22 protein-coding genes and 1 tRNA gene are annotated in these 23,589 nt (G+C 73.1%); 11 read left to right on the plus strand and 12 right to left on the minus strand.

Going from position 1 to position 23,589, the window contains the following annotated elements; genetic code table 11:
* Nucleotides 1–95 precede the first annotated feature (95 nt).
* Both IC607_RS11295 and IC607_RS11300 read right to left on the minus strand, forming a co-directional pair.
* A complete protein-coding gene (locus IC607_RS11295; protein WP_191787464.1) occupies nt 96–794 on the minus strand; it encodes an SAF domain-containing protein in 699 nt (232 codons plus the stop codon).
* 129 nt (nt 795–923) lie between these two features.
* Nucleotides 924–1,274 carry an FmdB family zinc ribbon protein gene (locus IC607_RS11300; RefSeq protein WP_191787465.1) on the minus strand — a complete coding sequence of 117 codons (351 nt, stop codon included), beginning with the start codon at nt 1,272–1,274 and terminating at the stop codon, nt 924–926.
* 192 nt (nt 1,275–1,466) lie between these two features.
* On the opposite strand from IC607_RS11300, the gene IC607_RS11305 reads away from it, so the two are divergent.
* Nucleotides 1,467–4,028 carry a penicillin acylase family protein gene (locus tag IC607_RS11305; protein ID WP_191787466.1) on the plus strand — a complete coding sequence of 854 codons (2,562 nt, stop codon included), beginning with the start codon at nt 1,467–1,469 and terminating at the stop codon, nt 4,026–4,028.
* A 24-nt stretch (nt 4,029–4,052) separates the two neighbouring features.
* Here IC607_RS11305 and IC607_RS11310 read toward each other — a convergent pair whose 3' ends face one another.
* Complete coding sequence (locus tag IC607_RS11310; RefSeq protein ID WP_191787467.1) at nt 4,053–4,691, minus strand: 5-formyltetrahydrofolate cyclo-ligase; 639 nt, start codon at nt 4,689–4,691, stop codon at nt 4,053–4,055.
* A 182-nt stretch (nt 4,692–4,873) separates the two neighbouring features.
* Between IC607_RS11310 and IC607_RS11315 the strand changes: the two genes are divergently transcribed.
* The 5 genes from IC607_RS11315 to IC607_RS11335 all read left to right on the plus strand — a co-directional run bounded on the left by IC607_RS11315 (nt 4,874) and on the right by IC607_RS11335 (nt 9,409).
* Nucleotides 4,874–6,262, plus strand: a complete 1,389-nt coding sequence (locus IC607_RS11315; protein ID WP_191787468.1) for a UTP--glucose-1-phosphate uridylyltransferase — start codon at nt 4,874–4,876, stop codon at nt 6,260–6,262.
* Between the two features lie 125 nt (nt 6,263–6,387).
* Nucleotides 6,388–7,623, plus strand: a complete 1,236-nt coding sequence (gene glp, locus IC607_RS11320; RefSeq protein ID WP_191787469.1) for a gephyrin-like molybdotransferase Glp — start codon at nt 6,388–6,390, stop codon at nt 7,621–7,623.
* Nucleotides 7,623–8,225, plus strand: a complete 603-nt coding sequence (locus IC607_RS11325) for a GNAT family N-acetyltransferase (protein ID WP_191787470.1) — start codon at nt 7,623–7,625, stop codon at nt 8,223–8,225. Before glp ends, IC607_RS11325 begins: the two co-directional genes overlap by 1 nt.
* Before the next feature lie 67 nt (nt 8,226–8,292).
* Nucleotides 8,293–9,288 carry a hypothetical protein gene (locus tag IC607_RS11330; protein WP_191787471.1) on the plus strand — a complete coding sequence of 332 codons (996 nt, stop codon included), beginning with the start codon at nt 8,293–8,295 and terminating at the stop codon, nt 9,286–9,288.
* A gap of 48 nt (nt 9,289–9,336) precedes the next feature.
* Nucleotides 9,337–9,409: transfer RNA gene (locus IC607_RS11335), tRNA-Ala, on the plus strand.
* 291 nt (nt 9,410–9,700) lie between these two features.
* Here IC607_RS11335 and IC607_RS11340 read toward each other — a convergent pair.
* From IC607_RS11340 to IC607_RS11370, 7 genes are all read right to left on the minus strand, one after another.
* Nucleotides 9,701–10,090, minus strand: coding sequence for an OsmC family protein (locus IC607_RS11340; RefSeq protein WP_191787472.1), 390 nt, complete (start codon nt 10,088–10,090; stop codon nt 9,701–9,703).
* An 89-nt stretch (nt 10,091–10,179) separates the two neighbouring features.
* A complete protein-coding gene (locus IC607_RS11345) occupies nt 10,180–10,818 on the minus strand; it encodes a hypothetical protein (RefSeq protein ID WP_191787473.1) in 639 nt (212 codons plus the stop codon).
* Complete coding sequence (locus IC607_RS11350; protein WP_191787474.1) at nt 10,815–11,249, minus strand: DUF3093 family protein; 435 nt, start codon at nt 11,247–11,249, stop codon at nt 10,815–10,817. Before IC607_RS11350 ends, IC607_RS11345 begins: the two co-directional genes overlap by 4 nt.
* A gap of 67 nt (nt 11,250–11,316) precedes the next feature.
* On the minus strand, nt 11,317–11,601 hold the full coding sequence (locus IC607_RS11355) for a hypothetical protein (RefSeq protein WP_191787475.1): 285 nt from the start codon (nt 11,599–11,601) through the stop codon (nt 11,317–11,319).
* An 11-nt stretch (nt 11,602–11,612) separates the two neighbouring features.
* The gene (locus tag IC607_RS11360; protein ID WP_191787476.1) at nt 11,613–13,067 is read right to left on the minus strand and encodes a hypothetical protein; all 1,455 of its coding nucleotides are present in this window, start codon (nt 13,065–13,067) and stop codon (nt 11,613–11,615) included.
* A complete protein-coding gene (locus IC607_RS11365) occupies nt 13,064–13,900 on the minus strand; it encodes a hypothetical protein (RefSeq protein ID WP_191787477.1) in 837 nt (278 codons plus the stop codon). The genes IC607_RS11360 and IC607_RS11365 overlap by 4 nt, the downstream gene beginning before the upstream one ends.
* Nucleotides 13,901–14,044: 144 nt before the next feature.
* Complete coding sequence (locus IC607_RS11370) at nt 14,045–14,305, minus strand: GlsB/YeaQ/YmgE family stress response membrane protein (protein ID WP_191787478.1); 261 nt, start codon at nt 14,303–14,305, stop codon at nt 14,045–14,047.
* 100 nt (nt 14,306–14,405) lie between these two features.
* On the opposite strand from IC607_RS11370, the gene IC607_RS11375 reads away from it, so the two are divergent.
* Complete coding sequence (locus IC607_RS11375) at nt 14,406–15,398, plus strand: bile acid:sodium symporter family protein (RefSeq protein ID WP_370526152.1); 993 nt, start codon at nt 14,406–14,408, stop codon at nt 15,396–15,398.
* A 43-nt stretch (nt 15,399–15,441) separates the two neighbouring features.
* Nucleotides 15,442–16,908, plus strand: a complete 1,467-nt coding sequence (locus tag IC607_RS11380) for a family 20 glycosylhydrolase (protein ID WP_191787479.1) — start codon at nt 15,442–15,444, stop codon at nt 16,906–16,908.
* Between the two features lie 12 nt (nt 16,909–16,920).
* On the opposite strand, the gene IC607_RS11385 is transcribed toward IC607_RS11380, so the two are convergent.
* Complete coding sequence (locus IC607_RS11385; RefSeq protein WP_191787480.1) at nt 16,921–18,735, minus strand: dolichyl-phosphate-mannose--protein mannosyltransferase; 1,815 nt, start codon at nt 18,733–18,735, stop codon at nt 16,921–16,923.
* A 124-nt stretch (nt 18,736–18,859) separates the two neighbouring features.
* On the opposite strand from IC607_RS11385, the gene rsmI reads away from it, so the two are divergent.
* Nucleotides 18,860–19,705: a 16S rRNA (cytidine(1402)-2'-O)-methyltransferase gene (rsmI, locus tag IC607_RS11390; RefSeq protein ID WP_191787481.1), complete on the plus strand. Its 846-nt coding sequence runs from the start codon at nt 18,860–18,862 to the stop codon at nt 19,703–19,705.
* A 124-nt stretch (nt 19,706–19,829) separates the two neighbouring features.
* Nucleotides 19,830–21,539, plus strand: a complete 1,710-nt coding sequence (locus tag IC607_RS11395; protein WP_191787774.1) for an ABC transporter ATP-binding protein — start codon at nt 19,830–19,832, stop codon at nt 21,537–21,539.
* 3 nt (nt 21,540–21,542) lie between these two features.
* Here the strand turns inward: IC607_RS11395 and IC607_RS11400 are convergent, their stop codons facing one another.
* Nucleotides 21,543–22,124, minus strand: coding sequence for an isochorismatase family protein (locus IC607_RS11400; protein ID WP_191787482.1), 582 nt, complete (start codon nt 22,122–22,124; stop codon nt 21,543–21,545).
* A gap of 116 nt (nt 22,125–22,240) precedes the next feature.
* Between IC607_RS11400 and IC607_RS11405 the strand changes: the two genes are divergently transcribed.
* Nucleotides 22,241–23,383 carry a sorbosone dehydrogenase family protein gene (locus IC607_RS11405; RefSeq protein ID WP_370526153.1) on the plus strand — a complete coding sequence of 381 codons (1,143 nt, stop codon included), beginning with the start codon at nt 22,241–22,243 and terminating at the stop codon, nt 23,381–23,383.
* Nucleotides 23,384–23,589: the final 206 nt, after the last annotated feature.

Genomic DNA, 23,589 nt, shown 5'->3' on the forward strand with positions numbered 1-23,589 from the left:
CTCTGCTGATGCGTCCCGATCATGGCACGGCCCTTCCGGCGGCACGAGGGCGCAGAGCACCTCCACCCCCGCTCGGCTCACCTGACTCGCCTCCCTCATGGCACGACGACGGCCGAGAGCAGCGCCCCAGCAGACGCAGCGGCGAGGTCCGCGACCTCGCCGGGCCGGACGGCGAGCAGGACGGGCCTGTCGTCGTCGGAGGCAGACCCGGTGACGCCGGTGATCCCGCCCACCGTGGTCGCGCCATCCCTACCGCGCGCGGCGGGCGCGGGCAGCACCAGGGCACGTTCGGCGACGACCTTGCCCCGACCACCCTCGGCCGTCGCGGCCAGCACGTCGACCCGCATGCCGGTGCCGAGCAGCGAGGCCACGGCCGGATCGGCGAGCCTGACCGCGGCGACCACGGTCCCGTCCGGCCCGGCGAGGTCGTCGGGTATCAGGACCCCGGTGGCCAGCGGCAAGCCGGCTGCCACCGGGACGGCGATGGACCCTCCGACCACCGCGGCGGCGCTGGTGGGGGCGCCGTCGGGGACGAGAGCGACGGGCATCCGGACGACGGCGACGTCGTCGGCCCGCAGCACGGAACCCGCTGCCAGCACGTGAGCGGCGACCGCCACCGGCACGGTCGGCGGGGGTGCGGGGCGCGCGGCGTCGGCCGCCACGGACGCGGCGACGCCGACGAACAGCGCGGCGACCAGGAACCTCGTGCGCCACAGGACGGCGCGCACGGTGATCCCCAGGGGTGCGCGCCGGCGTTCGAGGGGCGGCGGTGCGCCGCCCGCGAAGGTGCTCATGACGGCGACGCTAGGCGCCGTGGCGAGGCCGCAGCGGCCGGGTGGGCGGATCTGTGGACGAGCGTGCGCCCGGGGTGTGGCTGTGGTCGCGTCGCGCTGAGAGCCCGCCGCCCGACAGCCCGCGGGCCGTCAGGCGGAGGCGGCCGGGGCTGCGGCGGGGGTGCTGCTCGCCGCGGGGGCGGGGGCGGGCGTCGCGGAGGTGGACGAGGTCGACCCGGACGTCGTCGACGTGTCCGACGAGCTCGACGAAGCCGACGAGCTCGACTCGGCGGGGATCGACGACGACTTCCCCGACCCGGATCCGGCGCGCGCGTCGTTGCGGTAGAAGCCCGAGCCCTTGAACACGACGCCCACGGACGAGAACACCTTGCGCAGCCGGCCCTCGCACTCGGGGCAGACCGTCAGGGAGTCGTCGCTGAACGACTGCTGGATGTCGAACGCGTGGCCGCAGGCGGTGCACGCGTAGGAATAGGTAGGCACGGGCGATCTCCAGGACGGGGGACGCGGCCGGGGCCGCGGGCACTGACGGTGGAACGGGTGCTGCCGGTGGAACCGACTGGCACTCGCGAGTTCCGAGTGCCAAGCGTAACGGCACAGCGTCGGTGGTTGTTCCGGCGCCCACCACCTGCACGGATCGCCCGCGGGCAGGCGCCGACGAACTACCCTCGCAGGGTGTCTCGCCGCGCAGTCCGCCTCACGCTCCTGTCCGTCGCCATCGTCCTCGTCGTCGCTCTGGTCGCGTCGGTGGTCGCGGCGGTCGTCGTCGTGCGCCGCCCGCTGCCGCAGACGAGCGGCACGCTGCACCTGGACGGGTTGAGCGCGCCCGTCGTCGTGACGCGCGACGCCCGCGGGGTCCCGACGATCACCGCGACGACCAGCGCGGACCTGTTCCGCGCGCAGGGCTACGTCGCCGCGCAGGACCGCTTCTTCGAGATGGACTACCGCCGGCACGTGACGGCGGGGCGGCTCTCGGAGCTGGTGGGCAAGAACGAGGACGCGCTCGAGGCGGACAAGGTGATCCGCACGTTCGGCTGGCGGCGGGTCGCGCAGCAGGAGTGGTCGATCATCGCGCCCGAGACGAAGGCGGCGCTGCAGGCGTACGCCGACGGCGTCAACGCGTACCTGGCGGGCAAGGCGCCCTCGCAGATCGCCGTCGAGTACACGGTCCTGGGCCTGCAGGTGGACGTCGACGCGCCCGAGCCGTGGGACCCGGTGGACTCGCTCGCGTGGCTCAAGGCGATGGCCTGGGACCTGCGCGGCAACTACGACGACGAGCTCTCGCGCGCCCGGACGTTCACGTCGGTGGGCGACGTGGACAAGGTCGACGAGCTGTTCCCGCCCTACCCGCAGGACCTGAACGCCCCCATCCTGAGCAAGGCCGAGGCGAGCCCGAGCGCGACGGCGACCGCCGCCGAGCTGCCGCTCGACCTGAAGGACGCGGACCTGCAGCGTGCCATCGACTCGGCCAACAAGGCGCTCGACGCGGTCCCGCACCTGGTCGGCGACGGGGAGGGCGTCGGGTCCAACTCGTGGGTGGTCGCCGGTGCGCACACGACGTCCGGCAAGCCGCTGCTCGCGAACGACCCGCACCTGTCCATCTCGGCGCCCGGCATCTGGCAGCAGATCGGCCTGCGGTGCGCACAGGTGAGCGAGGCGTGCCCCTACGACGTGAGCGGGTTCTCCTTCGCGGCCATGCCCGGCGTCGTCATCGGGCACAACGACGAGCTCGCGTGGGGCCTGACCAACCTGGGCGCCGACGTCACGGACTTCTTCATGGAGCGGACCAACGGTGACGTGGTCCAGCGCGACGACGGCACGGAACCGATGACGGTCAGGTCCGAGACGATCAAGGTCAACGGCGGCGCCGACGTCACCATCACCGTGCGTGCGACCCGGCACGGCCCGATCATCTCGGATGTCATGGACGACGTCTCCGCGCTCGGTGACGCCCCCGGGCCCGACGGGACCTACTCCCACGCCTACGCCGTGTCGCTCGCCTGGACCGCGCTGGCGCCGGGCCACACGGCGGACGCCCTGCTCGCGATCGACGTGGCGCACAGCGCGTCGGACATCGCCCGTGTGGGGCGCCTCCTGGAGGTGCCGTCGCAGAACATCGTGTTCGCGACGACGGACGGGCACATCGGCTACCAGGCCCCCGGTCGCATCCCGGTGCGGGCCAAGATCCAGGGCGCGGTGCCATCGGACGGGACGTGGCCGCGGCCGGGCTGGGACAGCTCGTACGACTGGCAGGGGTACGTCGACCCGAGCGACATGCCGCACGCGCTCGACCCCGACGACGGCATCATCGTCGCCGCGAACCAGCAGGTCACGCCGCGCGGGACCGGCCCTTTCCTGACGTCGGACTGGGACTACGGCTACCGCAGCCAGCGAATCGCCGACCTGCTGGCCGCCAGGACGAAGGACGGCGGCAAGCTCGACGTCGCCGACATGGGTGCGCTCCAGAACGACAAGCACAACCCGTACGCGGACGTCCTCGTCCCGGAGCTGCTCAAGCAGAACATCCCCGACGCGTTCGACGCCGACGGCCAGCGGCTGCTGCGCACGTGGGACCGCAGCTCGGACGCCGATTCCCCGGCCGCTGCGTACTTCGCCGCGGTCTGGCGGAACATCCTGCGCACGACGTTCGACGACGACCTGCCGGACAGCGAGTCGCCCACCGGAGACTCCCGCTGGCTCGAGGTCGTCCGCACCATGCTCGACGAGCCGAGCTCGCCGTGGTGGGACGACCGCACCACACCGGGCCTGGTGGAGGGGCGCGACGAGATCCTCACGCGCGCCATGATCTCCGCGCGCCGCCAGCTCACTGCGACCCTGGGGCGCAACCCGCAGGACTGGTCGTGGGGCAAGCTGCACGACGCCGCGCCCGAGCACGCCGTGCTCGGCGGTGACTCGGTGCCTGCCCTGGTGCGTGAGCTGGTCAACCCCGCACCGATCGCGGTGGGCGGCGGGTCGTCGCACGTCGACGCCACCGCGTGGGACGCGAGCGAAGACAGCTACGACGTGACGTCCGCACCGTCCATGCGGATGGTCGTGGACCTGGGGGACCTGGACTCGTCGACGTGGGTCAACCTCACGGGCTCGTCGGGCCACCCGGGCAGCAAGCACTACACGGACCAGTTCTCCGCGTGGGCGCACGGGACCACGTTCCCCTGGCCGTTCAGCGCGGCGGGCGTCGCTGCCGACGCGCACGACCGGCTGACGCTGACGCCCTGACGGCGCCCGACGGGCTGACGAAGGTCAGCCCGCGATCGGCTGCCAGCCCTCGGGCGTCGCGACGATGTCCACGGTCCGGTCGTGCGGCTCGCGCGGCAGCGGGTGGACGGTCGCGTCGTAGAGCTCCTCGGGGAACACGACGGCGACGACGGGTGCGCCGGGCCGGGCGTGCTCGAGCGCGCGGTCGTACCAGCCGCCGCCCTGGCCGAGCCGGGCGCCCGCGGTGTCGACGGCGAGGGCCGGTGCGACGATCACGTCGGCCTCCGCCAGCGCCTCGGCGCCCAGGGTGGGCCCGCCGGGCTCGGGCGGCCGGCCCGGGGCGCGTTCGCGCAGGTCGTCGGCCCCGCCGTACTCGGCCCAGTCGCGCTGCAGGCCGGAGCCCAGCACGGGCAGGAGCAGGCGGACGCCGCGCTCCGCGAGCCGGTCGAGCAGGACCGTGGTGCCGGGCTCGGCGGGCCGGGCCGCGTAGACGGACACGCAGCGGGCCTCGGCGACGGCCGGGATGGAGGTCACGACGTCGGCCAGGTGCTCCGCGGCCTCGTCGCGCAGCCGGTGCGAGCGCGTGCTGCGGGCCGCGCGGATGGCCTTGCGCAGCCGGTCCTTGACGTCCTCGACCTCGTCGCCCTCGGAGGCGTGCGGATACGGCTGGGCGGCGCTGCTCATGGGTCCAGTGTCGCAAAGTTCGGACCGCGGGCGGGGCGACGGTGGCCCATCGTGAACGGTTCGTGACCATTTGCCGCCTTCCGCTCGTCGGGCGACGTCCTGACCTGCGCAGATGCGCCGCCGCCTCGTCGCGTGACCCACACCACAGCCCGCGGGCCGCGGCCCGCACCTAGCATCGGCTCATGAGCGCCGACGGACTCGCACAGGCCCGACGCAAGATGATCGACGGGGGTGTCCACCCCACCGCCGTCGACGTGTTCTCCCGCTTCTACGGGCTCCTGGAGTCCGGAGAGACGGGGGTCATCCCGGAGGGTGACGTCTCGCCGCTGACGGACGTGACCCACCTGGACGACGTGGACGTGCCCGACGACGACGCCCGCGATGCGCTCGCCGCGACCGCGGTGATCAAGCTCAACGGCGGCCTGGGCACGTCCATGGGCATGGACCGCGCCAAGTCGCTGCTGCGGGTGCGCGACGACAAGACGTTCCTGGACGTCATCGCCCAGCAGGTGCTCGCGGCCCGCGGAGCGACGGGCGCCCGGCTCCCGCTCGTCCTCATGAACAGCTTCCGCACGCGCGACGACACGCTGTCCGCGCTCGAGGCCTACCCGGACCTGGCGGTCGAGGGGCTGCCGCTCGACTTCGTGCAGAACCGCGAGCCCAAGCTGCGGGCCGACGACCTGACGCCGGTCGAGTGGCCGGCCGACCCCGACCTCGAGTGGTGCCCGCCCGGTCACGGCGACCTCTACACGGCGCTGCACGCGTCGGGTGTGCTGCAGGCGCTGCTCGACGCCGGCTTCCGGTACGCGACGGTCTCCAACTCCGACAACCTCGGTGCCGCGCCCGACGCGCGGATCGCCGGCTGGTTCGCCGCCTCCGGCGCCCCGTTCGGGGCCGAGGTCGCGCGCCGGACCCCGTCGGACCGCAAGGGCGGCCACCTGGTGGTGCGCCGCTCGGACGGCCGGATCGTGCTCCGCGAGACGGCGCAGACGCTGCCGCAGGACGCCGACGCGGCCTCCGACATCAGCCGGCACCTGTACTTCAACACCAACAACCTGTGGCTCGACCTGCGGGCGGTGGCCGACGAGCTCGCGCGCACCGACGGCGTCCTGGAGCTGCCGCTCATCCGCAACGACAAGACGGTCGACCCGAGCGACAGGTCGTCGACCAAGGTGATCCAGATCGAGTCGGCGATGGGTGCCGCGATCGAGGTGTTCGAGGGGGCCGCGGTCCTGGAGATCGACCGGTCGCGGTTCCTGCCGGTCAAGACGACCAACGACCTGCTGGTGCTGCGCTCGGACGTGTACCGGCTCGACGACGACGGCCGGCTGACCGCGCAGGTGGACGCGCCCTTCGTCGACCTGGATGACGAGCACTACAAGACGATCGCCGCGTTCGACGAGCGTGTGCCCGCCACGCCGTCGCTCGTCGGCGCGTCGTCGCTGCGCGTGCGGGGCGACTGGACGTTCGGCGCCGACGTCGAGGTCACGGGCGATGCCGTGCTCGACGACCCCGGCGAGGCGGCACAGGTGCCCGACGGTGCGACCGTCGGCCCGGACGGCATCGCCTGACCGATCCCCGCTGACCGGACGGACCGGGAGGTTTCGGACCCGACGGTCCGCGCAGGTCGGGCATGGGCGCCCGTCCCGGCGCGGCCGGTTCCGTGCCGGGGGGCCGGGCGGGGCACAATGCGCGCATGAGATCGGTGCAGGACCACCTGGCGACCGTGCTGGCCGCCGTCGGCCCGGTGGCGCCCATCGACGTCGCGCTGAGGGACGCGTCGGGCTGCATCCTCGCCCACGACCTGGTGGCGCCGCACGACCTGCCGCGGGTGGCGGTCGCGACGCGGGACGGCTACGCGGTCGCGGCCCACGAGACGGCGTACCAGGCGACGACGGCCGAGACGACCCTGCCCGTCGCGCACGACGTCCGCCCCGGCCAGGGCGGCCCGCTGCGGCTGGTCCCGGGACAGTCGGTCCGGGTCGCGTCAGGAGCGCCCGTCCCGCTGGGTGCGGACGCCGTCGTGCCCGTGGAGGAGACGGACCGCGGCACGGCCCGCGTCACGCTGCAGCGGGCGGCGGTTGCCGGTCAGCACGTCCGCGCGGCGGGTTCCGACGTCGCCGCCGGTGACGTCGTGCTCGCGTCGGGCACCCGCCTGGGCGCCCGCCAGCTCGCGATCGCGGCGTCGCTCGGCTTCGGCCGGCTGCACGTGCACCCGACGCCGCGCGTCGTGCTGATCTCCGTCGGTGACGAGCTCGTCGAGCCCGGTGCCCGCGGGGCCGACGAGGGTGCGGTGTTCGAGGCGGACGGGCACGCGCTCGAGGCCGCCGTCCGCGACGCCGGCGCCCAGGCCGTGCGGGTGGCGATCCAGGGCGACGACCGCGTCCTGCTGCGCGAGGCGCTCGAGGACCAGCTGGTGCGCGCCGACCTCGTCGTCATCTGCGGCGGACTGTCCGAGCTGGTGCACGACACGGTGAAGGACGTCCTGGCCCCGCTCGGCACGGTGCGCCTCGACCAGGTCGCCATGACGCCGGGCACACGGCACGGGTTCGGCACCGTCGGCTCCGACCTGGGCCGCGACCGCGAGGTGCCGATCTTCGCGCTGCAGGGCCACCCCGTGGCGGCGCAGGTGTCGTTCGAGGTGTTCGTCCGTCCGGCGCTGCGGTCCATGGCCGGCCACGCGGACGTGTTCCGTCCGTCGGTCGCGGCGCAGGCGACGGCGGGCTGGTCCTCGCCCCCCGGGCTGCGGCAGTTCGTGCCCGCGCTCGTCCTCGGGACGCCCGACGAGGGTTACCGCGTGACGCCCGTCGGCGACCCCGCCGCGCCGGGCATCAGCGCGCTCGCGCAGGCCAACGCGCTGGCCGTCGTCGGCGAGCAGGACCTGGCCGTGCGCGCCGGCCAGACCGTCCACTGCCTGGTGCTGGAGGGCTGATGGCGCCCGGTTGGCCCGCGACGCTCGTCGACGGCGACGTCCGCCTGCGTCCCCTCCACCGGCGCGACCAGAACGCGTGGATGCTGCTGCGCGCCACCAACGCCGCGTGGCTCGAGCCGTGGGACGCCACGAGCCCGGTCCCGCAGGAGGGGCCGCGCCCGTCGTTCTCGTCGTTCGTGCGCATCCTTGCCGGCCAGGCGCGCGCGGGGACGTCGCTCCCGTTCGCGGTGGAATACCGCGGCAACCTCGTCGGGCAGCTCACCGTCTCCTCCATCACGTACGGCTCGCTGCGCTCGGCGAGCGTCGGGTACTGGGTCTCGCAGCACGTGGCCGGCAGGGGGATCATCCCGACGGCCGTCGCCCTGGCGACCGACCACTGCTTCACCGAGCTGGGCCTGCACCGCATCGAGATCAACATCCGCCCCGAGAACACGCCGTCGCTGCGGGTCGTCCGCAAGCTCGGGCTGCGCGACGAGGGGCTGCGCGAGCGCTTCCTGCACATCGGCGACGAGTGGTGCGACCACCGGACGTTCGCCATCACCACCGAAGAGGTCCCGGACGGGCTGCTGGCCCGGTGGAAGGCCTCGCGCAGCGGCGTCTGACCTGCTCGTCGGGCGACACGCCGCCAGGCTCCGCCCGGCGGGGCCCCGCGCGTCCTACCGTCGGTCCGTGACAGATCTCGCAGGACCCGTCGCGCTCGCGCTGGTGGTCCTGTGGGTGGCGTACCTGGTGCCGCACAAGCTGCGACACCGCCAACAGCTGCTCGAGTCCCGGACCGACGACCGGTACTCGGAGGCGCTCCGCGTGGTCGCGGTGAGCGATCGGCACGGCCGGTCGGCCCGCACCGCCGCGCAGGCGCCCCGCCCGGCGGCGCGCAGTACCTCGGGGTTGCTGACCCCGGGCGCAGGGGTCCCGGTGCGACGACCGGTGCCCGACGAAGGAGGCACGACCGTGGACCGACCCACCGCGACCCAGGACCGCATCGCCACCGAGGCGTCCCGCCGCTCCGCGCAGGCGCACGCCGCCCACGCGGCCGCCGCCGCGCGCCGTGGTGCCGCCGCGCGTCGACGCGGCATGCTCGCGGGTCTGCTCACCCTCGCCACCGTCGTCGGCTGGGTCGTCGTGGGCGTCGCCCCCGCCGCGTCCTGGCTGGTCGGCGCCGTGCCCTCCGTCCTGCTGGGCACGGTCGTCGTGCTGGGCCGACGAGCGGTCCTGGCCGGTCGCGCCGCTGACGCCGCCTACGAGCAGCGCCGCACCCAGGAGCGCCAGGCCGAGCAGCGTCGCGCCGCGCACCGTCCCGCGACCCCCGTCGTCGGCACGTCCGCCGTCGCCGAGGCCCGCGAGCCGCGCTCGGCCCAGCGCGAACCCCGCTCCGCGGCCCTCGGCCGCGCGGTGCGTCCGTCCAACACCGACACGCAGATGTTCGAGGCCGTCGCCGCGCCCGACGCCGAGGCGTGGTCGCCCGTCCCCGTGCCCCGCCCGACGTACACGATGAAGGCTCCGGCGCCCCGCCGCGAGCCCGCCCCGCTGGGCGAGGTCGAGGCCTCGACGACGGCCCGCCCGGCCGACGTCGTCGTGCCCGCGCCGCTCGAGGCGCCTGTCGAGACCACCGGCTCCATCGACCTCGACGCCGTCCTGGCCAAGCGCCGGGCGTCGGGGGAGTAGGCGGTTTCGGTTCCACCGCCGCGGGGTGCTAATCTGATCCCCGCTTGAGGGGCTATGGCGCAGTTGGTAGCGCGTCTCGTTCGCAATGAGAAGGTCGGGGGTTCGAATCCCCCTAGCTCCACCGATCGACAGGCCGGACCCGCAGGGTCCGGCCTGTTGCGTTGTCGGACCGGGCGGTGCCAATCAGAAGAAGCGCCCCGTGCGGAACATCCGGCGAGCAGCCCGTGCGTTGAACACGGCGAGCACCACGAAGACGAAACCGTCCAGCCTTCGTCGGAGGTCGGCCCGACCACGCCGGTCGCTCCCGGCAGGACAGCCTCGAGCACCGGTGCGCGGAGTGCGTGGACGTGGGTGAGCACCGCGCCACACCAGAGCCCGCGCGCGTCCTGGGCTGCCGGTTCAGGTACAGGGACTACTCCCGTTGGACCGTCGTACCGTGACGCATCGCCTGGGGGATCTCGGCGACGGATTCGACCAGCCGCAGCAGCTCCGCGACGGTCTCGTCGGCGGCGGGGCTGTCGACCTCGATCGAGTAGCGGATCCCGGTGGGCGCCCACGTGGTCTCGTCGAGCCCGCCGGCGGCTCTCACGCGCACGCCGTCGACCACCACGTCACGTCCCCGCGCCTCGCGGTAGACGTCGTTGAGCAGGCAGCCGGCGGGGGCGAGAACCCACAGGTGACCTCCCGTGAAAGGTGCCTCGACAGTCACGCCCGCGTCGGTCCAGCGGTGTGCGAAGTTCACCGCCTCGGCCGACGTGCTGCGCAGGGTGCCGGCCGCGACCGTGACCTCGAAGTCGACCATGAGCCCGATTCTCGCAGCGCGCCGCCGGTCTGTCTCTGGGCGGCACGGCCAGGGCACGGCCGCAACGGTGACGAGTCCGATCCGGGGTATCAGAGGAAGTCGGCGCGCAGGACGCGCTGCTGCTTGGGCAGCAGGTCCTCGTAGGCGTGCTGGAGGACCCACATCACGGGCAGCAGGATCTCGGCGAGGCTCGCGCGCTCGTCCCAGGAGACCGTGGGCGGTCCGGCGGGCGAGCGGGGGTGGGCCGGAACGGGGCGGAGCTGGTGGGTGACCGCCGGCCTGCTCTCTCCCGAGCGGGTCAGCTCCATCCGGTCGGCCAGGATCCGGCCTGCGGGGCGCCACTGCCAGGCGCGGCCATCGGGTCCGCCGACCGCCCAGGCCCACCGGTCGCGGCCGCTCGGCTCGCGTGCGACGTCGATCGGGTCGTCGAGCACCTGCAGGGGGAGCAGGGCGTAGTGCCAGACGACGGACCAGCGCCCGGCCTGGTCCACGTCGCGGCACCGGGCGACGTCGTGCTCGGTGCCGTCGTCGTCGACGAGGGCGGCCACCAGCACCCGCTCGCGCCAGCTCAGGTTGACGCGCAGGCCCTGCACGTCGAGATCGCAGCGCTGGGCCCGCGGCGTCTGCTTCGGCAGGTGCACGTAGTCCTGCCGGCTCATGGTGTCGACGACCGGTGTGCCTCCCGCGGACCCGAGCGGGCGCCACAGGGCCTGTGCGTCCGGCGTCACGACGCGTCGCGGTACGGGGCCAGCGCCTTCTCCAGCGCCGCCCGCAGGGCGTCCGGGTCCTTGGTCTGGACGAGCATCGGGGCGCCCTGGCGCGGGCTCAGCCCGATGACGTGCGAGCCGAGCGTCGAGCCGTAGGCGCCGCCGATGATGCGGCCCTCGATCTTCTCGCCGGGCTGCGAGACGCCCCAGGGATAGAGGTCGGCGAGCTTGATCCTGGCCCGACCGACGCGCAGGTCGGAGTCCGTCAGACGGATGTTGCCGTAGAACCCGGTGCTCCACATGGTGATCGCGGCGATGCCCCCCAGCATCCCGACGAGGATGGTCGCCAGGACCCAGCTCTTCAGTGCGAGCCCGACCCAGGCGACGACGCAGATCGTCAGCAGCACCAGCCACGACCGGCGGGACGGGGAACGTTCCTGGTAGCGGATCACCGGGGGATACTAACGGGGACGAACGGGACGCACGGTCGTCCTGCGTGGGTGGCTGCGCTCACCGCGCTCACTGCGCTCGCCTGTCTCGCGCGTCCTGTTCCCGCTGCTCCTCCTCGCGGTCGGCCGCCTTGTGGGCCTGGCTGCGCACCCGCGCCGCCTCGTCGCGCAGGTTGCGCGCCGCGCCGTGCGCCTTGCCGCGCCAGTGGCTCAGCGCCGCGCGGACGTCGTCGGCGTTCGCGCAGTCCCAGTCGGGCGAGCTCGCGACGGTCTTGGCGGGGTCGACGCAGTCCTCGACGTCGGCCGCGAGCGCGTCCAGGAGTCGTGCCTTCTCGTACAGGTCTGCCGAGGTCATCGTCGCCCTCCCTAGAACCAGTTCATGGGGTTGACCTTGGAGTCCTTGATGTCGTCCAGGCGGTCCTCCGCCCAGTCCTTGGCGTCGTCGACGCGATCTCCCGCCCAGTCCACGGCCTCGTCGGCGGCGTGCGTGATGTCGTCCCAGTGCTCGACGACCTCCGCACCTGCCCACACCACGCCGGTCACCGCCACGAGTCCGATCGTCACGGGGTTGGGCGCGATGAGTGCGGCGGTCATGGAGGCGTTGAAGGCGGTCTCGGCGTACTCGCCGACGACGTGCGCCTTGCCCTTCGTCCCACCCTCTGACCAGAGCTTGTTGTTCTCGTCGAAGTTGTTGACCAGGCCCACGACGCCGTCGGCCGTCGCGAACGCACTTCCCGCGACCCCGAGGATCCGCAACGCTCCCGCGCTCGACGCCATCGTGCGCAGCCCGGACTCGTTGGCCATCGTGAGCAGGTTGCCCGCGCCGCGGCCGAACGTCGCGCCGGTCGTCGGGTTGGTCCACGCTCGCCCGAAGACGTTGTTCCCCCACCGGGCGGCGGTCGTCGTGAGCTGACCGAGGTTGGTCGTCTTGAGCACGTCCGACACCCAGGCCGTCACCTTGGTGCCCGACTGCCCCTGCAGGAGCTTGGCCAGCAACGTCGGCTGCTCGACGGGCACGCCGTTCACCATGACCTCGAACGGCTTGGTGCGCGCCGCCATGCGCGCGACCCACTCGTCGAAGTTCTCCGCGACGGGCGCGGCCTTGAGCAGCATCTTCTGCGTCAGGTTGGGCACGAAGGCGCCCGGGTAGGTGAACGTCGTCTTGGCGCGCAGGATCTGGGTGTCGGCCATCTGCAGCGCGCCCGACAACCAGTTCGCCAGCTTGGGGTTGCTCTGTGCAAGGCGTTCGAGGGCGGCCGTCACATGGTGCTCGCCGAGCCAGCGCACGAGCGCGGGACCGCCCTTGAGCAGGATCTGGGTGGTCGTCACGACGGCGGCGTTGCTGGCGCTGATGAGGTTCTGGATGTCGTGGTAGCCGTCGACCAGCGCTTGCGCCTGCTCGGAGTCGTTCATCTGCGCGAGCTTGTCGAGAGCCTCGGCCTCGAGCTGGTCGAACCACTCGCTGAGGTTCGCCGGGTCCTCGTTGTCCCAGGCGTCCGCTGCCGTGCCCGTGGCCCGCAGGGCGAGGAGCGCGTCCTCCACGTGCATCTTCTGACCGGCGATCTCGATCGCCTGCGCGGCGTTCATCCGGACGCCGCCGAACGTGGGCTGCGCCTGTGCCAGCTGCTCGAGCACGCCGATCCGGCCCCGCAGGTCCTTCGACGTCTCGGCGGCCCACGCCTCGGCACCGTTGAGCCCGGCCATGTCGATCCGCGCGTCGAGGTTCGCCGCGCGGGAGAACAGGCTGGGAAGCTGCGCCTCGAGGTTGTCCAGGGCGACAACGGTCGCGGCCAGGACGTCCTTGTCGACCTTGACCGTCATGGGTGGGCTGCCACTCGCTCGACCAACGCGGTGAGCTCCGCCGACGAGGGCAGCAGGTCCGCCAGCTCGCGCCAGACCTGACCGGCCGAGACGGGCCGGAACGTCGCGGTCGCGTCGGGTGTGATGTCCTCACCGCGCAGGGGTTCCGGCGGCGCCGTGCGGACCCAGTAGCCGCCGTCACCGCAGTTCCACAGCGCGAGTGCGCGCGCGTCGGTCGTCACGTCGGGGCCCCACACGAGAGTCACGCGCGTGGTGGCGACCAGGTGCGACAGCGTGGCCATGAGCATGACCCGGTCGGGCTCCGGCACGGTCGAGAACAGGCTGGCGATCTGCGTCGTCGCGACGACCTTGGCCGGCTCCCAGCTGTCGTCGGTGAGGCCCATCGTCTGCACGACCGCATCGATCGCGCTCAGTGGGACGGTGAACGGCCTCGCCGCACGTGGAACGTCGTGACGGCGCAGGCCGACGAGTCGCGCCAGGATCCAGAGCAGCTGCGGGAGCTCGTCGCGGTGGTAGGCGACCGGGTCCCCCGGGCCCTCCTGCGGCCACGGGTCGGTGTACCAGACGGTCTCCTCGCGGACAGCGAGCAGGGCGTGGGCGGGGCCCTGGGGCCCCGCCGTCTCGATCGCGCACTCGATCATGGGGTCGGACACCGTCTGGACCAGGTCCAGGAGCAGCGCGTCGATCGTGCCGTCGTCGTCGACCACACCCGCCGCGCGCAAGACCTCGAGGGTGGCGGCGTTCACGGGCTCGCCGTTGTGCAGGAGTCGGATCGTCTCGAGCTCGTCGTCCGTCAGCTCGATCCGCTGCCTGACCTGGTCCAGCCGTGCCACGTCGCCCCCTGGGGTCCGTCTTGTCCGGTGCGCGGCCGAGGCTACCAACCGCGTCCTGCCGCCGTCCTCGGCTGTCCACGCAGCTGCGCCGCGGCTCCCGGGCGCGAGGTGCAGGAGCCGCGGCGCGGCCGTCCGTGCTGGCGGTCAGCGGCGGCCGCGGCCCGCCACGAGCGCGACGCCGACGCAGGCGAGGACGACCTGGATGAGGATCTCGATCCAGTCGATGCCGTCGGTCGTCTTGACGCCGAGGATGTCGGCGAGCCAGGTGCCCAGCAAGGCGGCGACGATGCCGACGATGATCGTGACGAGGACGGAGATCCTCTGTCGGCCGGGCAGGATGATGCGGGCGAGGACGCCGATGACGGCGCCGATGATGATGGCGCTGATGATGCCGTCTGCGGTCACGGGAGGGGCTCCTTGGGGTGAGGGGTCGTGTGGCTGCAGACGGACACTAGGGGTGATTCGTCCGCTCCGCGCGCTGAACGGTGGATGGGAGGATGGCCCCGTGCCGGCCAGACCCGATCCGTTCCGTCGGGGGATGATGGCCGCGGTCCGGGGGTGGGTCGACCCGCTCGTGGTCGGCATCCTGTCCGTCCTGGTCCTGGGCCTCGTGCTTCCCGCGTCGGGGACGACGGCCGACGTGCTCGACGACGTGCGGACGGCCGCGATCGTCGTCCTGTTCTTCTTCTACGGCGCGAAGATGCGCACGTCGGAGGTCGTCGACGGGCTGCGCAGCTGGCGTCTGCAGGGCTCGATGTTGGCCTCGACGTACGTCGTCTTCCCGCTGCTGGGACTGGCCACCCAGCTGCTGCCCGACGCGCTGCTCGCGCCGGAGCTCCGCCAGGGCGTGCTGTACCTGTCGCTGCTGCCGTCGACCGTGCAGTCGTCGGTGGTGTTCACGTCGATCGCGCGCGGCAACGTGGCCGGCGCGATCACGGGCGCGACCATCTCGAACGTCGCCGGGGTGGTGCTGACGCCGTTGCTGGTGGCGCTGGTGCTGGGCGGCAGCGGCGGCGCGGGCGGGTCGCTCGACGGGATCCTGCTCCAGCTGCTGCTCCCGTTCGTGGTGGGGCAGACGGTGCAGCGGTGGGTGGGGCCGTGGGTGCGGCGGCACGCGGCGCTGACGCGGTTCACCGACCGTGCGACGATCCTGCTGGTCGCGTACACGGCGGTCAGCGAGGCGCAGACGTCGGGGGCCTGGGACCACGTGACCGCCGGCGCGCTGGTGGCGCTGCTGGTCGTGTGCGCGGTGCTGCTCGCGGTCATGCTGACCCTGACGTGGAGGGGCGGCCGACGGCTGGGTCTGGCCATGCCGGACCGCATCGCGCTGCTCATGGTCGGGTCCAAGAAGAGCCTGGCCACGGGCCTGCCCATGGCGGCCGTGCTGTTCACACCCGCGGTCGCGGCGAGCGTCGCGCTGCCGGTGATCGCCTTCCACCAGATCCAGCTCGCGACCTGCGCGGTCGTGGCGCGTCGGTTGTCCGCGCGCGTCGAGTAACCTCGTCCACGATTCGTTCGGAACCCTCACAAAGGACCCCGTCGTGCCGCAGATCGCCCTGGTCCCTCGCCCTCGCTCGGTCGAGGTGCTGGATGCCGCCCCGTTCGTGCTCGACCAGGCGACGACCGTCGTCGTCGAGCCCCGACCCGAGCTCATCCAGGTGGCCGTCCTGGCCGCTGACCTGCTGGGACGCGTCGGTGACCAGGCGGTGCAGGTGCGCTACCGCGACGCCGGCGAGCGCGGGGTCGTCATGCTGCGCATCGACGACCAGCTCGACGGTGGCGACGAGGCCTACCGCCTCGTCGTGCGGGCGGACCGCGTGGACCTCGAGGCCCGCTCGATCGCCGGCCTGGTCCACGGGATCATCACGCTGCGCCAGCTGCTGACCACCGACCGTCAGCGCGTCACGAGCGCGCCCGCGGTCCGCGTCGAGGACGCGCCGCGGTACGCGTGGCGGGGCCTGTCGATCGACGTCGCGCGGCACTTCTTCCGGGTCGACGACCTCAAGGTCGTCATCGGGCTGATGGCCCACTACAAGCTCAACGTCCTGCACCTGCACCTGACCGACGACCAGGGCTGGCGGCTGCAGATCCCGTCGCGGCCCAACCTCACGCGCCTGTCGGCGGCGAGCGCCGTCGACGGCGACCCGGGCGGGTTCTACTCGTCGTCGGACTTCACGACGCTCGTGCACTACGCCGCCGCGCGCGGCGTGCGCGTGGTCCCGGAGATCGACGTGCCCGGGCACGTCAACGCGGCGCTGCACGCGTACGGCGAGCTGACGCCGTCGGGCGAGCCGACCGACGAGTACACGGGCATCGAGGTCGGCTTCAGCCGCCTGCACGCCGACCTGCCGGCCACCACGCCGTTCCTGCAGGACGTGTTCGCCGACGTCGCGGCCGTCTCCCCGGACGCCTACATCCACATCGGCGGCGACGAGGTCCTGACCATGGACCCGGACGAGTACGCGGCGCTGGTCGCCACCGCGTCCGCGGCCGTCCGCGCCACGGGGCGCCAGGTCGTGGGCTGGCAGGAGATCGCCCACACGCCGCTCGCGCCCGGCACGATCGTGCAGTTCTGGGACCCGCGGCCCGACCCGGCGCCGTTCGTCGCCGCCGCGAAGGCCGGCGCCAAGTTCCTCATGTCGCCCGGCTCCAAGGCGTACCTCGACATGAAGTACGACCGCGACACCAAGCTGGGCCTGGAGTGGGCTGGGCACATCGAGCTGCGCGACTCCTACGACTGGGAGCCGACCACCGTCATCGAGGGGCTGCCGCCCGAGTCCGTCATCGGCGTCGAGGCGGCCGTCTGGACCGAGACCCTGCGCGACCTGCCCGAGCTGCTGTCGATGCTGCTGCCGCGCCTCGCGGCGGTCGCCGAGGTGGCCTGGACGGCCGCCGAGCTGCGTGACTGGGACGACTTCCGGGCCCGCGTCGCGTCGCAGTCGCCCATGTGGGAGCGCCTCGGCCTCGCCTACCACGCGAGCCCCCAGGTGGACTGGGAGCACGCGTAGCCGTCGGGGTCGTCAGACCCAGGACTGCAGCCACATGCGGGCGTGCCACTGGTCGTACGGGATGATCCAGCCGGCCCAGACGGGGTAGAACCACAGGCCCGCGGCGACGATGAGCGTCACGACGGCGGTGACGGCGATGATCGCGCGTCGTCGTCCGCGCGGGTCGGTGTCCGGCGGCCCGACGATGAGCGAGAGCACGTACGCCAGCGTCAGTGCGATCCACGGCACGAACGCCACGGAGTAGAACGTGAAGATCGTGCGGTGCGGGTACTGGAACCACGGCACCCAGCCCGCCAGGATCCCGGACAGCACCGCGAACGCGCGCCAGTCGCGGTAGCGCAGCAGCCAGACGACGGCCACGAGGATGGCCGCGGCGGCGGCCCACCACAGCAGCGGGTTGCCCAGCGCGACGATCGGCTGCGAGCACGCGGTCGAGCCGCACGCGTCCTGCGCCTGCTGGCCGGTCAGACCGGAGATCTCGGTCGGGTAGTACATGGACGTCGGCCGCCACTGCACGATCCAGCCCAGCGGGTGCGCCGCGTACGAGTGCGGCGTGTCCAGGCCTGTGTGGAACGCCCACATGTCCTGGTGGTACTTCCACAGCGACCGCAGCGACTCGGGCAGCCACTGCACGCCCTGGCCCGGGTTCTGGGCCGCCCACTGGCGGTTCCAGCCGCCGGAGTGCGTGAACCACGTCGTCCACGTCGCGAGGTAGACGACGAACGTGCCGCCCACCATGACGACGAACGCGACGAGCCCGTCCTTGACGACCGCGGCGCTCACCCAACCGCGCACGCCGACGATCTTGCGCGCCGCCATGTCCCACGCGACCGTCATCAGGCCGAACACGGCGACGAAGTACAGGCCCGACCACTTGGTGCCGCAGGCCAGGCCCAGCATCACGGCGGCGGCCAGCCGCCACCAGCGCATGCCCAGCCCGGGGCCGCCGGCCAGGTCGCGGCCCTCGTCGATCCACGGCGAGATGCGGTCCGCGAGGCGTCGACGGGCCTGGTCGCGGTCCAGCAGCAGGCAGCCGAACGCCGCCAGGCAGAAGAACATGAGGAACCCGTCGAGCAGGCTCACGCGCGACATCACGATGGCCTGCCCGTCGACCGCGACGAACAGGCCCGCGACGGTGCCCCAGGCCGTCGACGCGAACAGCCGGCGGCCGATGCGCGCCGTCATCAGCACGGCCAGCGTGCCGAACACCGCCGCCGACAGCCGCCACGCCACCGAGCTGTCCATGCCGCCGCCCAGGTGCATGCCCAGCGCGATCAGCCACTTGCCGACCAGTGGGTGCACCACGTACTCGGCGTCCGTGCGCAGCCCGGACCCGTCGCCGCTCTCGAACGCGGGGTTCGAGTTGTCGTCCCAGTTCGCCTCGTAGCCGTTCTGCAGCAGCGAGTACGCGTCCTTGACGTAGTACGTCTCGTCGAACACCAGCTGGTGCGGCGTGCCGAGGTGGAGGAAGCGCAGGATGCCGCCGAAGAGCATCACCGCCAGCGGCAGCGCCCAGCCCAGCACGCGTGAGCGGCGCGTCGCGTCGATCGTGAGCGTCGCCTCGCCGAGCAGGCGCTGCAGCAGCCGGTCGCGCGTCGGGAGCGGGTCGGTCGGCTCGTCGTCGGCCGGCCCGTCGTCGGCCGCGGCTCCCGCGCGGGGTGCCTCGTCCGGTGCGTCGGCTGCCCCGGGGTCGTCGACCGGTCCCTCGATCTTCGGGTCGTCCGTCGTCGCGGGCTCGGGTGCGGGGATGTCGACGGCCGCGTCCCCGCGGGGCGGGTAGGGCGTGGCGGGGACGTCGTCGTCGGTGGCAGGCGGCACGACGGTCATCGTAGGGGTCGGCCCTGGCTCGTGGCCCAGAATCCGGTGTGCCGATTCGGTGGCGACCGCCGGCCTGTCCCGGGCTGATCCCGGCCGGACCCGGGCGGTGGCCGCCAGGTGGCAGGCTGGGGGCGTGGACCAGACCGGACGGCTCGTGCTCGCGGCGACCCCCATCGGCAACGCGGAGGACGCGTCGGCGCACCTGCGGCGGCTGCTCGAGACGGCGGACGTCGTCGCGGCCGAGGACACGCGGCGCCTGCGTGCGCTCGCGGCGCGGCTGGGCGTGACCGTCGGAGGCCGGGTGGTCAGCTACTACGAGCACAACGAGACGGCACGGGCCGACGAGCTGCTCGAGGTGGTCCGGGGCGGCGGAACCGTCGTCGTCGTGACGGACGCGGGCATGCCGGCCGTGTCCGACCCCGGGTTCCGGCTGGTCGCGGCGGCCGTCGGCGCGGGCGTCGTCGTGACCGCGGCACCCGGGCCGAGCGCCGTGCTGACCGCGCTCGCGCTGTCCGGCCTTCCGACGGACCGCTTCTGCTTCGAGGGGTTCCCCCCGCGCAAGGCGGGCGAGCGGGCGCGCGCGCTCGCGGAGCTGACCGACGAGCGCCGCACGATGGTGTTCTTCGAGGCGCCGCACCGTCTCGGCGACCTGCTCGAGGCCATGGCCGCGGCGTTCGGCGACGAGCGGCCGGCGGCCGTGTGCCGCGAGCTGACCAAGACGTACGAGGAGGTGCTCCGCGGTGGCCTCGGCGAGCTGGTGGCCTGGGCGCGCGGCGGCGAGGTGCGCGGGGAGATCGTCGTCGTCGTCGCCGGCGCGGACCGGGCGCCGACGGCCTCGACCGCCGACCTCGTCGCGGAGGTCCTGGCCCGCGCCGACGCGGGCGAGCGGCTCAAGGAGGCCGTCGCCGACGTCGCGACCACCGCCGGCGTCCCCAAGCGCGACCTGTACGCCGCCGCCCTCGCCGCCCGGTCCCGCTGACTCGTCCGCGGTCGTCGGCGCGAGGGACTGACGACGTCGGACATCGAATCGTTACGATGGTGCCGTGACGCACCGTCCCGAGGAGATCTACGACCGCGCGCACCCCGTGCGCACGCTGGCACGCATGTTCCGGGGCCAGGGCGGCAAGCTGTCGGTGGCGACCGTCGCGTTCGCGGTCAAGCACTCCCCGATCTGGATCATCCCGCTGCTGACGGCCAACGTGATCGACATCGTCGTGCAGCACAAGCCGCTGCACGAGCTGTGGGTCAACGCCGTGATCATGGCCGTGCTCATCGCGCAGAACCTCCCGCTGCACCAGCTCTACATCCGGATGCTGTCCGTGTCCGTCCGCACGGTCGAGACCAACCTGCGCATGACGCTGTCCCGGCGCCTGCAGGAGCTGTCCATCGGCTACCACCGCCGGGTGAGTGCGGGCGTGCTGCAGGCCAAGATCGTGCGCGACGTCGAGAACGTCGTCGAGAGCTCGCGGCAGGCCTTCGACTCGGGCATGGCCGCCATCACGACGCTCGTCGGCGCCATCGTCATCACCGCCTTCAAGGTCCCGGAGTTCCTCCCGGTGTACGCCGTCGCGGTCCCGGCCGCCGCGGCGCTCGTCGTCTCCATGCGCCGGCGCATGTCCGTGCGCAACGCCGCCTTCCGCGCGGAGGTGGAGAACATGTCCGCCCGCGTCTCGGAGATGACCCACCTCATTCCCATCACGCGCGCGCACGCGCTCGAGCGCAGCGAGCTCGAGCGGATGGGCGCGACACTTGTCGGCGTGCGCGACGCCGGGATCCGGCTCGACAAGACCAACGGCTGGTTCGGGTCGCTGTCCTGGATCCTCATGCAGCTGCTGTCGGTGGGGTGCCTCATCGGCGCCGCGTGGGTCGCGTGGTCGGGGAAGTTCGGGCTGACGGCCGGTGACGTGACCATGCTGTCGTCGTACTTCGTCGCACTGACCGGCGCCGTCACCGCGATCATGAGCCTGACGCCCATCATCACCAAGGGCCTGGAGTCCGTGAAGTCGATGAGCGAGGTGCTCAGCGAGGGCGACGTGGAGCGCAACGCGGGCAAGGCGACGGTCTCGGCCGTGCACGGCGAGGTGTCGTTCGAGGGGGTCCGGTACGCGTACGCCGACGCGCCCGACGAGATCGCGATCGACGGCCTCGACCTGCACGTGCGGCCGGGGGAGACCGTGGCCCTCGTCGGACCGTCCGGCTCCGGGAAGTCCACCGTGCTCAACATGGTGATCGGGTACCTCGCGCCCACCGGCGGTCGCCTGCTGCTCGACGGGAAGGACATGGCCGAGCTCGACCTGCGGACCTACCGCCGGTTCCTCGCGGTCGTGCCGCAGGAGTCGCTGCTGTTCGAGGGGTCCATCCGCGACAACGTCACCTACGGGAACCCGGACCTGTCCGACGCCGACGTGCTGGACGCGCTCCGGGACGCCAACGCGATGGACTTCGTGACGCAGATGGGCGGGCTCGACGCGGTGATCGGGGAGCGGGGCGCCCGGCTCTCCGGGGGCCAGCGCCAGCGCCTCGCGATCGCCCGCGCGCTGGTGCGCGACCCGCGGGTGCTGGTGCTCGACGAGGCGACGTCCGCGCTCGACAACGCCTCCGAGCGCCTGGTCCAGGAGGCGCTTGGACGGCTGATGCAGGGCCGCACGACCTTCGTCGTCGCGCACCGCCTGTCCACCATCCGCGGCGCCGACCGCATCGCGGTGATGCGCGCCGGCCGGCTCGTGGAGATCGGGTCGTACACCGAGCTCATGGCCGCCGACGGCGCCTACGCCGAGCTGGAGCGCCTCGCCGCCGGCCCGATCACGGCCTGAGTCCTACGCGGTCGGGTTCGAGCGGGTCAGCACGATGCCGGCCGCGGACATCTCGTCGCGGGCGGCGGCGCCCAGCTCGGGCGTGACGGGGACCGTGAGGTCGGTCAGCACGCGTGTCCGCAGGCCCAGGGCGTGGGCGTCGAGCGCGGTCGCACGCACGCAGTGCGACTCGGCGATCCCGACGACGTCGACCGCGCCGATGCCGGACTCCTGCAGGATCGCGGCGAGCGGGCGCCCGTCGGCGTCGACCCCCTCGAAGCCCGAGTACGCCGCCTCGTAGGCGCCCTTCTTGACGCTGGCGTCAGGCGCCAGCGCCGCGAGGGCCGGGTGCAGCTCGGCCTCCTCGGTGCCGGCGACGCCGTGCGGCGGCCAGGTGTCCACGAAGTCCGGGGTGTCGCTGAAGTGGGCGCCCGGGTCGACGTGCCAGTCCTGCGTCGTCACCACCAGGTCGTACTCCGCGCGGTGCGCGGCGGCGTGCTCGGCGATCGCCCGGGCGACGTCGTTGCCGCCCTCGACGGGCAGCGCACCGCCCTCGCAGAACGTGGGCTGGACGTCGACGACGATCAGGGCGCGGCGATCGGTCATGCGCCCAGCCTCGCACCAGGCGGCCGTCCCGGCGCGACGGACGGCCCGGGCCGCGCGGTGGCGGGCGGGGCGCGGCGGTGGTGGGCTGGAGCATGGTCGTCGTACCCAGAGCCGTCGTGCGGAAGGTCGCCTCCGCGGGGTGTGTGCTCGCGCTCGGGCTGCTCGCGGGTTGCACGGCGACGTCCGACGGCACGAGCAGCCCGACGACCTCGTCGTCTGCGATGGCGACGGGCACCCGGCCCGCGAGCCCGGGTGCCACTGCTTCCTCGACCGGTGTGGCGACCCGCTCCCTCACCGACGTCGTGACCGGGCTCGACGCGCCGTGGGGCATCGCTTTCCTTCCGTCGGGCGACGCGGTCGTCACGCTCCGCGACCAGAAGCGGCTGGTTCTGGTGAACGCCGACGGCAAGATCCGGAAGGTCGACGGACCGGGCGCCGACCAGCTCGTCGACCTGGTGGAGCCGGGCGGCGAGGGCGGTCTGCTGGGGGTCGCGGTCCTGGACGCGACGGGCGACGAGGCGGACATCGCGCTCTACGCGACCACGGCGGACGACAACCGCGTGCTGCGCGCGACGCTCTCCGGCACGTCGCTCGGCACGGTGCGGCCGATCCTGACCGGCATCCGCAAGGCCGGCAACCACGATGGCGGCCAGGTGGCCGTCGGTCCGGACGGGTTCCTCTACGTCACCACCGGCGACGCGGGCCACGGGGCCGACGCCCAGGACGAGGACTCCCTCAACGGCAAGATCCTGCGCCTGACCTTCGACGGCGATCCCGCGCCGGGCAACCCGTTCGGCACGGCGGTCTGGACGCTCGGCCACCGCAACGTCCAGGGGATCGGCTGGGCGCCGGACGGGCGGATGTTCGCGGCCGAGTTCGGACAGAACACGTGGGACGAGCTCAACCTGATCGAGCCCGGCTCCAACTACGGCTGGCCCGACGTGGAGGGGCAGGCCGGCACCGACGGCTTCGTCGACCCGCTGCGGCAATGGGCGACGTCCGACGCATCGCCCAGCGGGCTCGCGGTGACCGATGACGCCGTCTACCTCGCGGCGCTGCGCGGCGAGCGGCTGTGGCGCGTCCCGCTCAATCCCGACGGTGTCGGTGAGCCGCAGGCGCTGCTGGTCGGGGAGCTGGGCCGCCTGCGAGCCGTGGCCCCGGCGCCCGACGGATCGCTGTGGGTCCTGACCAACAACACGGACGGCCGCGGCACCCCGCGCGCCGGCGACGACCGCATCGCCCGCGTCGACATCTCCTGAGCTGTCCATGTCCTCGCCGCTCGGAGACGGCGATCCAGGCAGGGTGGTCGACGAATCCCGCACGTCCTGAGGCAGGTGGGCGATGACGGGCGCCCCAAGCTGTCACCCTCGCCACTTCCGTCACAGCACGTGCGGCATTCGTGCGCCGCCGAAGCTGCGTCGCGTCCTGTGCGTGGCACCGCGATCCACAGGATCGGCTCGAGCAC

The organism is Cellulomonas sp. JH27-2, assembly GCF_014837175.1.
Lineage (GTDB): Bacteria > Actinomycetota > Actinomycetes > Actinomycetales > Cellulomonadaceae > Cellulomonas.